Origin of the sequence: Actinacidiphila paucisporea (assembly GCF_900142575.1) — a bacterium.
GTDB lineage: Bacteria > Actinomycetota > Actinomycetes > Streptomycetales > Streptomycetaceae > Actinacidiphila > Actinacidiphila paucisporea.
On record NZ_FRBI01000015.1, the window covers coordinates 157,664 to 171,873 of the forward strand.

Below are 14,210 nucleotides of genomic sequence, written 5' to 3' on the forward strand. Positions count from 1 at the left end.
CGGGCAACGCACCACCGCGCGGCGGGCGGCCGCGCGGTGGTGCGAACCCCCCCTACCGGTCTCAGCCCTTCACCGCCCCCGTGAGACCGCCGACGATCCGCTTCTCGAAGATGGAGAAGAAGACCAGTGCGGGCAGCATCGCGAGTGAGGTGAAAGCGAGGACCTTCGCCGTGTCGGTGGAGTACTGCGAGGAGAAGGCCTGCACGCCGAGCGGCAGGGTGAAGTTCGCTTGCGAGTTGAGGATGTAGAGGGGAAGGACGTAGTTGTTCCAGCTTCCGATGAACGCCAGGATGCCGACCGTCACGACACCCGGAAGCGACAGTGGGATCACCATCCGGACGAAGAACCCGAGCCGGCTGGTGCCGTCGATCGCGGCGGCCTCCTCGATCTCGTTCGGGATGGCCCGCAGGAACGGCACCAGGATGATGACGGTCGTCGGCAGGCCGAAGGCGATCTGCGGGACGATCACGCCCAGCAGGTTGTCGACGAGTCCGAGGTCCTTGATCACGATGTACAGCGGGGTGATCGCGATGACCATCGGGAACATCAGGCCGGCGGCGAACAGGGAGTACATCGCGCCCTTGAGCTTGAAGTCGTAGCGCGCGATCACGAAGCTCACCATCAGTCCGAGGACGACGATGCCGACGGTGCTCGCCAGCGCGACCAGGACGGAGTTCGCGAACTCGCCCCAGAACCTCGTGGACTTGAGGACGTTGACGTAGTTGGCGGTGATCCATGGGTGCGGCAGGCCGGCGGGGCTCGTGGTGATCTGCGAGTTGGTGCGGAATCCCCCGAGGACGATGTAGATCACCGGAGCGATACAGACCCCGATGAACAGCAGCGCGACGAAGTAGGTGAAGGGGCTTCCCCACTTCTGCGGTGCGTCACGGCCGGTCCGACGACCGCTCGGCCCGTTCGGCCCGGCGGCGGTGGAGAACCAGGATCGTGCAGTGGTCGCGCTCATCAGACGGTTCCCTCCGTGACGGCTCCCCGTAGGTCACGGCGCAGGACGAAGCGCTGGTAGATCAGCGCCACGATGAGCGAGACCAGGAACATCACGACCGCGATCGCGCTGCCGTAGCCGTAGTTGCCCGCGTTGCGGCCCTGGGCGAGCATGTAGATCGCCATGGTCGAGGTGCCCGCGGTGCCCGAGACGTACTGACCCCAGATGATGTAGACGAGATCGAACAGCTGCAGCGAGCCGATGATCGACAGGAACGCCCAGATGCGGATCGTCGGCCCCAGCAGCGGCAGGGTGATGCGGCGCTGTATCTGCCAGTAGGAGGCGCCGTCGATCTGGGCGGCCTCGAAGAGCTCCTCGGGGATCGACTGCAGGCCGGCGAGCATCAGGATCACCGCGAAGCCGATGTACTTCCACGAGATGATGGCCATCAGCGTCCAGATGGCCAGCTTCGGGTCGGAGAGCCAGTCGGCTTGCAGGGAGCCCAGGCCGATCTTCCGGAGCAGGTCGTTCATCGCGCCGTCGCCCTGGAGCATCAGGCTCCAGCCGGTGCCGACGATGACCTCCGAGATGATGTAGGGCACGAAGATCAGGACCCGGATGACCGAGCGGCCGCGGATCTTCTGGTTGAGCAGGAGCGCGAGAATGATCGCCAGCGGTCCCTGGATGATCAGGGAGAGCCCCATGATCATGAAGCTGTGCTTCAGGACCTGCTGGAACGCGGGGTCGGTGAGGATCAGCTTGTAGTTGTTCAGACCGACCCAGTCGGTCGGTGCTCCGTAGCCGTGCCAGCGGTAGAAGCCGTAGTACGCGGCGAGCGCGACCGGGAAGATCACGAACGCCAGGAACATGAGGATCGCCGGTCCGGACAGGAGGGCGATCTCGAGTCGCATCTTGGCACGGCCGCGGCGGCGTGAAGCCGCTCGCGGCGAAGTCGGGGGCGTGGCAGCGCCCCCGACCCGAGACGTGCCCTGCGACTGGCGGCCGATGGCCGTTTCAGTACCCAGGGTGTCGCTCATTGGCTACTTACTCAGCCCCTCTCGGCAGCCTTGTTCGTGTCCTTGACGATGTCGGCAGCGGAGCCCTTGCCGGCGAGCAGGTTCACGACGGCGGTGTTCATTGCGTTGCCGACGTTCTGGCCGTACTCGGTGTCGAGGAACTGCATCGCGTAGGCGGCCTTGTTGAAGGCCTGGAGTGCCGAGATGTTGTACGAGTCGGTGACGACCGACTGGGCGGCCTTGTTCACCGGGATCGTGAAGAAGCCCTTGGCGTAGCCCTCCTGCTGTTCCTTGGTCACCAGGAACTGGAGGAAGTTGAACGCTTCCTTGGGGGCGTTCTTGGTCAGGGAGTATCCGCCGCTGCCGCCCATGATGGCGCTGGGGTCGCCCTTGCCGCCGGCCACGGCGGGGAAGGGGAACCAGGCCAGGTCGGGGAGCGGCTTCTGGTTCGGGGTCAGGGAGCCGATCACACCGGGGTCCCAGTTGCCCATGAGCTCCATGGCGGCCTTGTGGTTGGCCAGCAGGCCCGCCGAGGACCCGGCGCCCTGCTGCGCGGAGGCGGTCAGGAATCCGTTCTGGAAGGGGCTGATCTTCAGGAACGCAGACAGGTCCTCGCCGGCCTTGGTCCAGCAGGGGTCGTCGAACTTGAGCGACTTGCTCGCACCCTTCATGACGTCCTGGCTGCACTCGCGCAGAGCGAAGTTGTAGTACCAGTGCGCGGCCGGCCAGGCGTCCTTGGCACCCACCGCGATCGGCGCGACCTTGATCGCCTTCAGCTTCGCGACATCCGCCTCGAGCTCGTCCATCGTGGTCGGCGTGGCGGTGATGCCGGCCTGCTTGAACAGGTCCTTGCTGTAGTAGATGCCCTCGGGCGCCGTGTCGAGCGGCATCGCGTAGACCTTGCCGTCGATGGAATCGGCGGCGAGAGCGGCCGCGCCGACGTTCGCCTTGTCGGTGTCGGTGAGGTTCAGCGCCTGGAGCTGGCCGGCGTCGACCATGGCCTGCATCTTGCCGCCGCCGCGCTGCAGAAACATGTCCGGCCCGGAGTTGGAGTTGAGCGCGGTCTGCAGCTTGCCGTCGAGGTCCTCGTTCTGGACGTACTGGATCTTGATCGTGACGTTCGGGTGCAGCGTGTGGTACGCGGCTGCAGCGCTCTTCCAGTACTCCGCGCCGGGCCCGGGCTGCGCGTTCTCCCAGACGGTCACGGTGACCTTGTCGCCCGACGAACTACCGCCGCTGTTGTCGCTGCTGCTGCTGCTGTCGCTGCCGCCGGCGCAGCCGGTGGCGGCGAGTGCGATACCCAGGCCGATCGCGACAGCCGTCGCACTGCGTATTTTCCCCGACATCGTGGGAACTCCCTGATCTGTCGTCATTGACACAATAGGTCCGAAAAGTGTGCGCAAGACCATGGCCTGCCACGGTGTCGAAACGTTTCGTCTGCGTGTTGACCGGGCGTTGTTTGGTGAGCGCTAACATGGGTCCCTTTTTCGTGTTCGCCGGTGAGGCTACCCAGTCGTTTCCGAAACTTCCGCAGATCATGCGAACGTTTCGGGCACACTAGGACGGCGGTGGGCGGGCGTCAATACGTCGCGCAGACGTCAGGGCTGAGCCGGAGGTTCCGGCCCAGCCCTGAGTTCGTCCCTCAGCGGTCAGTTACGCTCGCTCCACTGCTGGTTCGCACCTCCTGTGCAGGCCCAGAGCTGGATCTTCGTGCCGTTCGCCGTGCCCGTGCCTGCGGCGTCGAGGCACAGGCCCGACTGCACGCCGGTGATCGTGCCGTTGGCGTTCAGGTTCCACTGCTGGTTGGGCTGGCCGTTGCAGTCCCAGATCACCGCCGCGGTGCCGTTGGCGGTTCCCTGGCCGGAGGCGTCCAGGCACTTGTTGCCGTAGACCACGAGCTGCTTGCTCGCGGAGTAGGCCCACCGCTGGTTGGTGCCGCCGTTGCAGTCCCAGAGCTCGGCCTGCGTGCCGTTGGTCGTCGAGGAGTTGCCGATGTCGAGGCAGCGGCCCGACTGCTGGCCCACGATCTGCTGGCTGCCGGACGGCGGCGGGGTGGTGGGCGGCGTGGTAGGCGGGGTGGTGGGCGGGGTGGTCGGGGGAGTGGAGGAGCTGAACTGGCTGAAGAAGTTCCACACCACCCCCGACGTCCAGGTGTGCCAGCCGTCACCGGTGGACCCGTCGATGGGGCCCGGGTCATGGCCGGCACCGTCGAAGGCCGCCCACACCACCGGGTAGCCGGCCTTGCAGCCGGAGTAGGCGGTGACGATGTGGGTCAGGCTCCCGTTCGCCGGCTCGGGCGGGTTCTGGGGGGTGCAGCCGTTGTTCCTGACGAACGTGTCGCGCAGCGCCCGGCCTGAGGAGATCGGCAGGACGTTGTCCCGGATGCCGTGGAGCCCGATGTAGGCGACGGGCTGGGTACCGCCGCTGCAGCCGCTCAGATTCGCACCCGAGTAGACCGCGACCGCACGGAAGACGGTCGGCCGGGCGCAGGCCAGCGCGTACGTCATCGAGCCGCCGTAGCTGAAGCCCGACGAGAACACCTGACCGGTGTCGACGCACAGGCCGCCCTCCAGCTGCCTGAGCATGTCGTCGACGAAGGTGACGTCCTGCCCGTTGGAATTGGCCCAGCCGTTGCTGATGCCCTGGGGCGCGACGAAGACGGTCCCGTTGCCGTCGCTGTCGGCGAGCCGCCTGAGGCCGTAGTAGGACCAGTTGTACCCGTCGGTTCCGCCGGAGTCGACGTCGTTCGCGGTGCCGCCGACCCAGTGGAAGCCGAAGACCAGCCGGTAGGGGTGGTTCTGGTCGTAGTTGGCGGGGACCCGCAGGATGTAGCTGCGGTTCTGGCCGCTGCTGGTGATCGTGTGCGTGCCGCTCGCCAGCGTCGGCGCCTTGCCGCAGCCGCCGGTGGCGGCGTTCGGCGCGGACCAGGCGGTCGCGCTGAATCCGCTCAAGGAGATTCCGACGGCCGCCAGGACCATCGCCAGGGCGGCGAGAACCGCTGGGAGCAGGGATCGACGTCTCATGGGCTTCCCTTTCTGCGTGGGGGGATGAAAAGCGGGGGAGTGTCCCGGCAGGAACGTGCGTAGGGGCGCATGCCCCTGCCGCGGACACTCCTGTGGACAGCTACTGCCGGGTCCACTTCTGGTTGGCGGCGCCGGTGCAGGTCCACAGATCGGTCAGGGCGCCGTTGGCGGTGGAGGCGCCGGTGACGTCCAGGCACAGGCCGGACTGGGCGTTGGTCACGGTCCCGTCGCTGTTGAGGTTCCACTTCTGGTTGGTGCCGCCGTTGCAGTCCCAGATGACGACTTTCGTACCGGCGGAGGTCCCTGCGCCGTAGGCGTCCAGGCACTTGCTGCCGTAGACGCGCAACTCCTTGGCGGGGGTGAGGTTCCACTGCTGGTTGCCGCCGCCGTTGCAGTCCCAGATCGTGGTCTGGACGCCGTTGGTGGAGGACGCGTTGGGCACGTCCAGGCAGCGGTTGGAGCCGACGCCGCGCAGCGGACCGGTGGTGCCCGGGTCGCTGCCGCCACCGGGGTTGGTGCCCGTGCCCCAGCCCCACTGGAGGCGGTCGAGGCCGGACTGGTTGGTGACGCTCACCGAGAGGTTGGTGCCGGTGCCGCCCAGGGAGGTGATGGCGCAGGAGGCGTTCTCGCAGGGCCCGGGTCCCTGCGTCTGAGTCGGCTGCTTGACGCCGGTCCACAGCACGGAGCCCATGCCCAGGCTGCGTACGGTGTCGGTGATGGCGTACAGGTAGGACAGGTCGTTGACGCCGTCCTTGGGACCGTTGTAGTTGACGCCGGTGTTCATGGGGACGCCGAACTCGGTGAGCACGGCGCGACCGGCGTAGCCGCACAGATTGCCGGTGAAGTCGTTGACCCAGGCGGCCTCGGTGGTGTGCGAGTCGCCGAACATGCCGTAGATGTGGATCGACAGCAGGGTGCCCGACAGCCGGGAGTCGGCGCCGACCGCGCACAGGTTCCCATCGGACCACAGGCCGGGCACGATGACGTGGCCGCGGGCCAGGCCGGGGTAGCGCGCCAGCCAGTTGGCCTCGAAGTTCGTCAGGTCGGTGGCGTTGTAGCCGTACGGCTCGTTCATGATGTCGAAGTAGAAGTTGCTCTTCGCGCCGTACTTGTTGATCATCGTGTCCCACATCTGGTTGAAGGACGCGGTGTCACTGACCTTCCCGCCCTGCAGCCAGGGGGCGACGATGACGTTCATGCCCAGCGCGGTGGCGGCGTCCAGAGCCGCTGTGTAGCTGTTCCACCAGGATCCCGAGGTGGTCGCCGCGTTGAACCCCAGCCGTACGGTGTTGGCTCCCAGGTTCTGGAAGCCCTTGAGGATGCCGGTGGATTTCGTGTACGTCGTCGCGTAACTGTCCGACGTCGACAGGCCCACCGGGATGTTGGGGCCCGTGATGAAGTTGTCGTTCGGGTCCGCCCAGTTCACGCCGTGGAACTGGCTGGTCGACGCGGCGGCTGCCGCCGGCGCGGCGTGCGCCGTCGCGCCACCTGCCAGCAGCCCGAACACCATCAGGGCGATGGTTGCCAGGCACGCGGTCAGGCGTGAGAATCTGCTGTTCAACGGGTCTCTCCTTGCGGTGTGGGGGGCACTCGGTGCAGGAGGGTGAGCGCTAACAAATTGCTATCCGAGGGTCCAGTGCTGGTTGCTGCCGCCGTTGCAGGTCCATAGTTCGACCGGCGTGCCGTTGGCGGTGCCGGCTCCGGTCACGTCCAGGCACAGTCCTGACTGGGCGCTGGTGACGGTGCCGTCGGAATTGACGTTCCACTGCTGGTTCGGCTGGCCGTTGCAGGACCAGACGATGGCCTTGGTGCCGTTGCCGGTGCCCTGGCCGTTCGCGTCCAGGCACAGCTGGCTGCTGCCGGAGTAGACGGTCAGCTGGTTCGAGGACGTGCGGGTGAAGACCTGGTTGGTCCCGCCTGAGCAGTCCCGGATCTGCGTCTGGGTGCCCGCCGTGGTGGAGGAGTTCGGCACGTCCAGGCACTTGCCCGCGCCCACGGCGTGCAGCTCGCCGCTGGTGACCCCGCCCGTCGATCCGGCCGGTGTCACGTAGACCGCGAAGGCGTCGTGCGCCGCCTGGAAGGTGACGGGCACGGTGACCGACCCGCCCGCGGCGCTCACGTTCTGGTTGTAGACGACCTGCGGCGCGCTGAGCGGGTACTGGTCGGGGATCCGCTTGACGGTCACGTTGACGCTGCCGTTGCTCGCCAGCCAGGGCACGGAAGCCAGGCCGTTGAAGGTGAGCGAGGCGGCGCCGGTGTAGCCGTTGCTGTCGCCCATGACGGCGACGGCGCGCTTGGCCGCGCTGTCCTCGGACGCGGAGATCGCGGTCGAGCCGACCTGTCCCGAGGTGTTGACCAGCGTCCCGGTCATGTCCGCGTAGCTGCGCAGGGCCCACCAGTTGCCGTTGGGCTGCCATGTCCCGTTGCTCTGGGTGAGGACCCCGGTCAGGTTCGGGGTGACGCAGCAGGACCAGTTGCCGCGCATCGCGTTGGTGTACCCGGACTGCGCGAAGCGGGCGAGGTACCAGGCGGTGACGCCCGCGGTCTGCCGGTCGGCGGGCTGGTACTCGTTCGCCGACAGCGGGCGTGCCGAAATGCCGTTGGCCGACAGCGCGTTGTTGAGCGACTGCGACACGGTGACCGGGTCGTCGACGTCGCCCTCGTCGTGATTGGTGATCATGTCGGGGACCGTCCCCGCGGCCTTGACGTGGGCCAGCCAGGTGTTCCACTCGCCAGGATTGCTCTGCGGGGTGAACGCCAGGGACGGTCCGACGATCTTCGCGTTCGGGGCGACGCGGCGGATCTCCCGGTAGGCGGTGTCCCACATCTGGAAGTACTGGGCGCTGTTCATCCCGCGGGTCCAGAACACCGAGATGTCCGGCTCGTTGTAGATGTCGTAGGCGAACGGCAGGCCCGTCGCCTGCAGGGCGCCCACCGTGGTGTCGATGAAGCTCACCCAGTTCGAGCAGTTCCCGTTGTCGCACGGGTAGACCTCGTTCGAGGGCTGCCCGCCGTTGTTGCCCCACAGATCGCTGACCAGCACCTGGTACTGGGCGTGGTAGGGCGGCTGGGTCAGCCGCCTGGCCTGCGCGGTGATCGAGGCGATGTCGGCCTTGGTGGCCGACCCGTACGTGTAGTTGTCCTTGACCCAGCCGCCGGAGAACCACCCGCCACCACGGAAGGCGTTGATGCCCAGCGGCTGGAGGTACTGGTCCGCCGGCTGCGCGCCGTCCTCGGTGATCCCGTAGAGGAAACCCTCCCCTACGCCGGTCGACGGCCCTCGCGTGGAGCTGAGATCCACGCTCAGCGACTCGCCGGAGGCGGCATGACTCGCCGCCGGCATCACCAGCAGGGCGGCGAGACCCGACACCGCGACTGCGGCCATGGCCAGACGACCCGGCTTTGCTCTCTTCCTCATCGACTTCCTCCTACGACTGGACGCCACTGCGCTGTGGCGGGACGTGGCGGGGCGGTGCGATCGGGGGCTGTTCGTCGCACGCGGTACCCGTGGTCCTCCGCGGACCGGCCGGACCGCGGTGCCGTGAAACGGCTCGGTCGCCCAGAACGACCGTCGGTGCCAGGTGGTGGGTGGAGGACTGACAGAGCTGTGCCCGCCGTCCAGCAACTGGCCACGGGTGTCGGGCACGGATGGTGCCCGACCTCTCGCCTTGCGCGACTGTCAGGTGACGAGTCGAACCGATTCCCACCAATCGGTTCGACGGATATTACGGCCATGAGTCATCGGGGTCAATGAGGCGTCAGATGGCCACCGTTTCAACTGGGCTTGTCTGCGTCCCTCTTGGCTTTGTACGTGGGGTCACGTAGGAGCGAATCGATTCGATACATCCTCCACCTTCATGGCGACGTCCTTACGGCGACGTCCTTACGGCGACGTCTGCTCGGCGGGCTCGTCGAACGGCGAGCGGTAGGACGCTGCTCGGGTGCGCAGGTCGAGGCGGAGGATGAGGCGGACCGTGCTGGACCGGGGGAGGTCCACCCGCAGCCACGGCCCCCCGACCGGTGTCGACGCGGTCGTCACCGTCGGTGCGGTGTGTCCGTAGTCGTACAGGCCGCCGATCCAGGAAGGGTCCTCGCAGACGCTGTGGTCCACCGAGCGGATGGTGTGCTCGCTGAACGCGCCGGCCTGGACGATCACCGACCGCGCCGACTCCGGGTCGAGGTTCACCAGGTCGAGGACCGTGGCGTCCGGGTCGATGGCCGAGACCAGCGCCGCGACCCCGGGGGGAAGTCCCGGACGCCGGGCGGACGCGTCGTGATAACGCACCCGCGCCTGCTGCAGGCCGCCGTTGTAGACCACCTGGGGGCCGCCCCAGGTGAGTTGGACCAGGGCTTCGGTGACCACCGGGTTGGACTGCTGCCACAGGTGGATGTCCGCCTCGGGCACCTCGGTGTCGCGGTACGCCGCCATCCGGGACAGCCGGTGCCGCACCTGGGCCTGGGCGGCGGCCAGGATCTTCTCCGGGTAGGCCGGGTCGTCGCCGGCCAGGAAGGCCAGCCAGGGTTCCTCGTGGCCGGCTTCCTCCTTGCTGCGGAAGGACCGGACCGTGCGCCAGTCGTACCCGGTGGCCGTGCGCAGGTGCTCGACGCGCGCCCGGTCCGCCTCGGAGGCCGTGTGGTGCCACAGGGCCGTCGGGACCGCCATCAGCATCGGGTTGTAGTCGAACCAGCCGTCGTCCCCGTACCGGAACGGCACGTGGAGGGTGGGAGTCCGTACGTCGTCCGCCAGTTGGGGGATCCACTTGGACCGGATGCTGGAGTCGGCCTCGGTGAAGGCCATCACCTTGCCGTGCGAGATGATCTCGTCCAGCGCCGGACGGACCAGGTCCAGGTAGGAGTCGTCGCCGGTGGCGGTGGCTCCCGCGAGGGCGGCGACGATCGCGGCGTGGCCCACGCTGTACCAGCCGTGCGGCCAGGACCAGCCGTAGTGGCCGCCGTACCACCGTCCCTCCAGCAGCCCGCCGACGGTACCGTCCGGGGCGACGTTGTCCGGCAGGATCCCCCCGTTGGCCGCGGCGCGCTCACGCCATGCGCCCACGTATGCGGCGATCCAGTCCGCGTAGCGCTGCTCGCCGCTCAGGATCCAGGCGTTGAGGACGAGCCCGGCGGCGGCCAGGTTGACCGCGGTGTCGCCGGAGCCCATCCTGCGGCGCATCTCCTCGCCCAGGCGCGGGTCGGCGTCGAGCGGCGGCTGCTCCGTACCGGCGGCCGGGAGCCAGCCGAGCGGGTAGCCGTACATCTGCGCTTCCTTCGGGAGCCAGGGGTAGGCGTCGCCGTCGAACAGGCCGTCGCGCCCGGGGTCGCTGCCGTTGTGCGGCCGGCGGATGATGCGGTGCTCAGGGTCGTAGTTGCCGTATCCGGGGTCCACGTACAGGTCGGCGAAGCGGCGCGCGCGCCCGGCCCACCGGTCGGGGGCGGCCATGCACAGGAAGTACAGCAGCAGCAGGCTCTCGCCCTGGTGGAACCAGTCGTAGCCGCGTTCGTACTCGTCCTTGAGCATGCCCAGCTCGGTCAGCTGGCGGGTGACGCCCTCCCAGTGCCGCTCGGACTGCGCCAGCAGGTCGTCGGCTCCGCCCAGGAGGTAGAGCTGGGGCCAGTTGAAGAAGACCTCGTAGAAGTCGTCCACGCCGTCGCGGGAGGTCAGTTCACCGGTGTAGCGCAGCCGGCCGTCGGGCTCGGTGAAGTCGTCGGAGAACCGGCGCCAGGCCCGGTCGAGCAGGTCGAACAGCTCGCGCTGCGCGAGCGCCCAGCCCGGCGGTTCGAGCAGCGGTACCGAGGCCGTGATGACGGGATGCATCGGGAGGGGCTCCATTCGCGTTTCAGGCCCGGCCGCGCTCGGGCGCGACGACGCCCGCGCACCGGCCCGGCGGGCCGGTGCGCCGCGTGTCGCGCGGGGAGCGACCGGACGGTCAGTTCTTGGTCGCGCCGGCGAGCATGCCGGCGACCAGGAACCGCTGGGAGAACAGGAAGACGACCAGCACCGGGACGATCGCCAGCAACGTGGCCAGCGCCAGTTCGGGACGCTCGACCTGCAGCGTGCTCGCCGTCGGGTTGAACTGCGGTACGGAGTCCAGCAGCGTCCCCAGGCCGACCTGGACCGGGAACTGGTCGCTCTGCGGCAGCATGACGTAGGGCAGGTAGTAGTTGGTCCAGTTGGCGACGAAGCTGAAGAAGCCGACCAGGGCGACGACCGGCGCCGCCAGCGGCAGTGCCACCCGGCGGAAGACGCCGACCTCCGAGCAGCCGTCGAGCCGGGCCGCGTCCAGCAACTCCCGTGGCAGGGCGGTGCTGAAGTAGATGTAGGTCAGGTACACGCCGAACGGGTAGAAGGCGTACGGCAGGATGATCGACCACATCGAGCCGATCAGATGGACCGCGTTGACCTCCAGGAAGAGCGGCACGACCAGCGTGGCGTTCGGCATCAGCATCACCACCAGGGTGGCGACCAGCAGGGTGCGCCGGCCCCGGAACTCCGTCATCGCCATCGCGTAGCCGGCCGGCACCGCCACGCACAGGGTGATCACCAGCGCGAGGGAGGAGTAAACGGCCGAATTCCGCAGCCACATGAAGATCGCGTCGCCCTGGTAGGCGGTCAGGGCGTTCCAGTTGGCGTGCAGCGCCTGGAACGACCCGAAGGACAGCGGGTTGTCGTGCACCAGCTGGTCGTCGGTCTTGGTGGCCGCCAGCAGGAGCCAGAGCACCGGCAGCACGAAGAAGACCACGAACAGCAGGAGCACCAGCGCCGGCAGCGGGTTGGGGCGGCCGCGCGCGGAACGGCCGGGCCCGGTCCCGGCCGGCCGCTCCGATCCCGGCCGGCTGCCGGACGAGTGCGCGACCGCGGGCCGCTGGACGTCAGTCGGCATCGAAGAACCCCGATCTGGCCACGAAGACACCTGCGACGACCAGTCCGACCAGCAGCAGTTCCACGGACACGGCGGCCGCGGTGTTGACGTCGTTGTTCTGGAAGGCGAAGTCGTACGCGAGCTGGTTGAGGGAGTAGTCCCGGCCGGCGACACCGACGCTCGCCTGGGACAGCAGTTGCGGCTCGACGAACAGCTGGGTGCCGCCGGCGAAGGCGAGGATGACCATGTAGACGATCCACTTGCGCAGCAGCGGGATCTGGATCCGCCAGGCCGTCTGCCAGGCCCCGGCCCCGTCGATCCGCGCGGCTTCCAGCACGTCCTGCGAGATGTTGTTCAGCGCCCCGTACATCACCACGATCCAGCCGCCCGCCCCGGTCCAGAAGGCGATGAGGGTGAAGAGGATCGGCAGGTGCCCGGGCGCGATGACCTCGCCGAAGGTGTGGTAACCGAACGCCCGCAGCAGGAAGGCGACCGGGCTCACCGTGGGGTCGAGCACGAACAGCCACACCATGACGCTGGCCGCCCCGGCGAGCGCGCCGGGGACGTAGTACAGGAAGCGCAGGGCCCTGCCCACGCCCTGCTGCGCCAGGCGGTGCAGCAGGAGTGCGAGGCCGACGACGAGGACGACCAGCGACACCAGCCACCACAGCAGGTACAGGGCCACGTGCTCGACGGCGGGGGTGAAGCGGAAGTCGTCGACGGCGGTCGAGAAGTTGTACAGGCCGCTGAAGGTGCCGCCGCCGTTGGTGAAGGCGAAGTAGACCGCGTAGCCGGTCGGCACGAGCCCGAAAGCGACCAGCAGGACCGTGTAGGCGGCGACGAAGCCGTATCCGGCCCGGCCGGACCACAGCGTGCGGGTGCTCCGCGCCGGGGTCCGGCCGACCTGGGGGGACTGTGCCGTCACTGCGTCACCTTGTAGCCGGCGGCGCGGGCGTAGTTGGCGATCGCGGTCTGCCAGGCCGGCAGCAGGGAGGCGATCGTCTTGCCCGCCGTCAGCTTGGGAGTCACCGTGGCGGCCCAGACGGCCTCCTGGCTGAACTGGCCGTAGCCCCAGCCGGGCCAGACCTGCTCCGCCGCGGCCTGCAGGGGTGCGGAGATGTCGCCGGCGAAGTAGTCGGAGGCGGTCTGCTTGGCCAGCCAGTTCTTCGCCGCCGCGGTGTAGGCCGGGTAGCCGGGTGCGAGCTTGGCCTGGTAGTCGTCCGAGGTGGTCACCCAGGTGAGGAAGGCGGTGGCGGCCTTGAGGTTCGCGCTGTGGGCCGACACCAGCCACGTGCCGCCGCCCACGTTGCCCGCCGTGGTCCCGGCATCAGCGGACCACTTGGGCATCGGCGCGACCGCGACCTGGTGCGCCGGTGTCTTGAACGTCCCCTGGAACAGCGCACCGCCGAACCAGGAGGGGCCGGGCATCATGAGGATCTTGGCGGCCTGGTTCTTGTCGAAGTCCGAGCTGAAGACGCTGCTCATGGACATCGTCTTGTTCTTGATCAGGGTGTCGAGCAGCGAGGCCATACGCGTGCAGTCCGCGCCGGTGGTGTTGACCGTCACCGCCTTGGGCCCGGTGATCTGGTTGGCTCCGCACTTGCTCGGCCACATGTAGAGCTCGGGCGCCCAGGTGTCACCGGCCGATCCGACCAGATAGCCGGGGTGTTCGGTGGCCACCTTCTGCCCGAGGACCTGATACTGCTCCCAGGTCTGCGGGACCTGGTAACCCCACTGCTTCATCAGCGGCGCGTTGTACCACAGCACGGTCTGGGCGAGGTCGTTGCGCAGGCAGTACAGCGTGCCGTCCACCGTACAGGGGGCGTTGGCGCCCTTGGCCCAGCCCGACAGCGTCGACTCCGGTATGAGGCCCTTGTTCAGCGGGGCGGTGAATCCGGCGTCGACCGCCCAGGTGGTCTCGTTGTTCTGGGAGCTGAACACCACATCCGGCCAGCCCTTGCGGGTGCGGTTGAACAGACTGACCTTCGTGCGCAGGTAGTTGGAGCCGTTGGCGTCCCCGTCGTAGCTGACGACGTTCATCTTCACGTCGGGGTGCTGCCGCTGGTAGAGCTTGGCGGCATCCATGCGTGAGGCGTCCACCCACACCGTCAGGGCGCCGCCCGTCTGCTTGACCGGGTGGAAGCCCTTCCCTGAACCGCTGCTACTGCCACCGCCCCCGCCGCACGCGGCGACCGTGACCAGCACCAGGGCGCCGGCCGCGGCCAGCAGGCCGGTGCGTCTGCGTGTTCCGCCCGGCGTGTGCGCGCCGACCGCGCGGACCTTGGCTGTCATGAACAACTCCACTACGTCGTGGGACCCAACCGGGACGAAGCCGTCCTGACCTGACTGTTCAGGCGAAGCGGCGTGA

10 protein-coding genes are annotated in these 14,210 nt (G+C 68.2%); all 10 read right to left on the reverse strand.

The window, feature by feature from the left end:
- Window positions 1-61 precede the first annotated feature (61 nt).
- Window positions 62-964 carry a carbohydrate ABC transporter permease gene (locus tag BUE44_RS22305; RefSeq protein WP_033174258.1) on the reverse strand — a complete coding sequence of 301 codons (903 nt, stop codon included), beginning with the start codon at window positions 962-964 and terminating at the stop codon, window positions 62-64.
- Complete coding sequence (locus BUE44_RS22310; protein ID WP_235002349.1) at window positions 964-1,854, reverse strand: carbohydrate ABC transporter permease; 891 nt, start codon at window positions 1,852-1,854, stop codon at window positions 964-966. Before BUE44_RS22310 ends, BUE44_RS22305 begins: the two co-directional genes overlap by 1 nt.
- Before the next feature lie 137 nt (window positions 1,855-1,991).
- Complete coding sequence (locus BUE44_RS22315) at window positions 1,992-3,305, reverse strand: ABC transporter substrate-binding protein (protein ID WP_073500753.1); 1,314 nt, start codon at window positions 3,303-3,305, stop codon at window positions 1,992-1,994.
- A gap of 303 nt (window positions 3,306-3,608) precedes the next feature.
- The gene (locus BUE44_RS22320; RefSeq protein WP_073500754.1) at window positions 3,609-4,982 is read right to left on the reverse strand and encodes a ricin-type beta-trefoil lectin domain protein; all 1,374 of its coding nucleotides are present in this window, start codon (window positions 4,980-4,982) and stop codon (window positions 3,609-3,611) included.
- A 100-nt stretch (window positions 4,983-5,082) separates the two neighbouring features.
- Window positions 5,083-6,543 (reverse strand): ricin-type beta-trefoil lectin domain protein, encoded by a 1,461-nt coding sequence (locus BUE44_RS22325; RefSeq protein WP_235002350.1) that lies wholly within the window; start codon window positions 6,541-6,543, stop codon window positions 5,083-5,085.
- A gap of 60 nt (window positions 6,544-6,603) precedes the next feature.
- A complete protein-coding gene (locus BUE44_RS22330) occupies window positions 6,604-8,400 on the reverse strand; it encodes an RICIN domain-containing protein (RefSeq protein ID WP_079189960.1) in 1,797 nt (598 codons plus the stop codon).
- Window positions 8,401-8,865: 465 nt separating this feature from the next.
- Complete coding sequence (locus BUE44_RS22335) at window positions 8,866-10,797, reverse strand: hypothetical protein (RefSeq protein ID WP_073500756.1); 1,932 nt, start codon at window positions 10,795-10,797, stop codon at window positions 8,866-8,868.
- A 112-nt stretch (window positions 10,798-10,909) separates the two neighbouring features.
- Entirely contained in the window at window positions 10,910-11,863 is a 954-nt protein-coding gene (locus BUE44_RS22340; protein ID WP_073500757.1) for a carbohydrate ABC transporter permease, read from the reverse strand.
- Window positions 11,853-12,767, reverse strand: a complete 915-nt coding sequence (locus BUE44_RS22345; RefSeq protein WP_079189961.1) for a carbohydrate ABC transporter permease — start codon at window positions 12,765-12,767, stop codon at window positions 11,853-11,855. The genes BUE44_RS22340 and BUE44_RS22345 overlap by 11 nt, the downstream gene beginning before the upstream one ends.
- Complete coding sequence (locus BUE44_RS22350; protein ID WP_073500758.1) at window positions 12,764-14,134, reverse strand: ABC transporter substrate-binding protein; 1,371 nt, start codon at window positions 14,132-14,134, stop codon at window positions 12,764-12,766. The genes BUE44_RS22345 and BUE44_RS22350 overlap by 4 nt, the downstream gene beginning before the upstream one ends.
- Window positions 14,135-14,210: the final 76 nt, after the last annotated feature.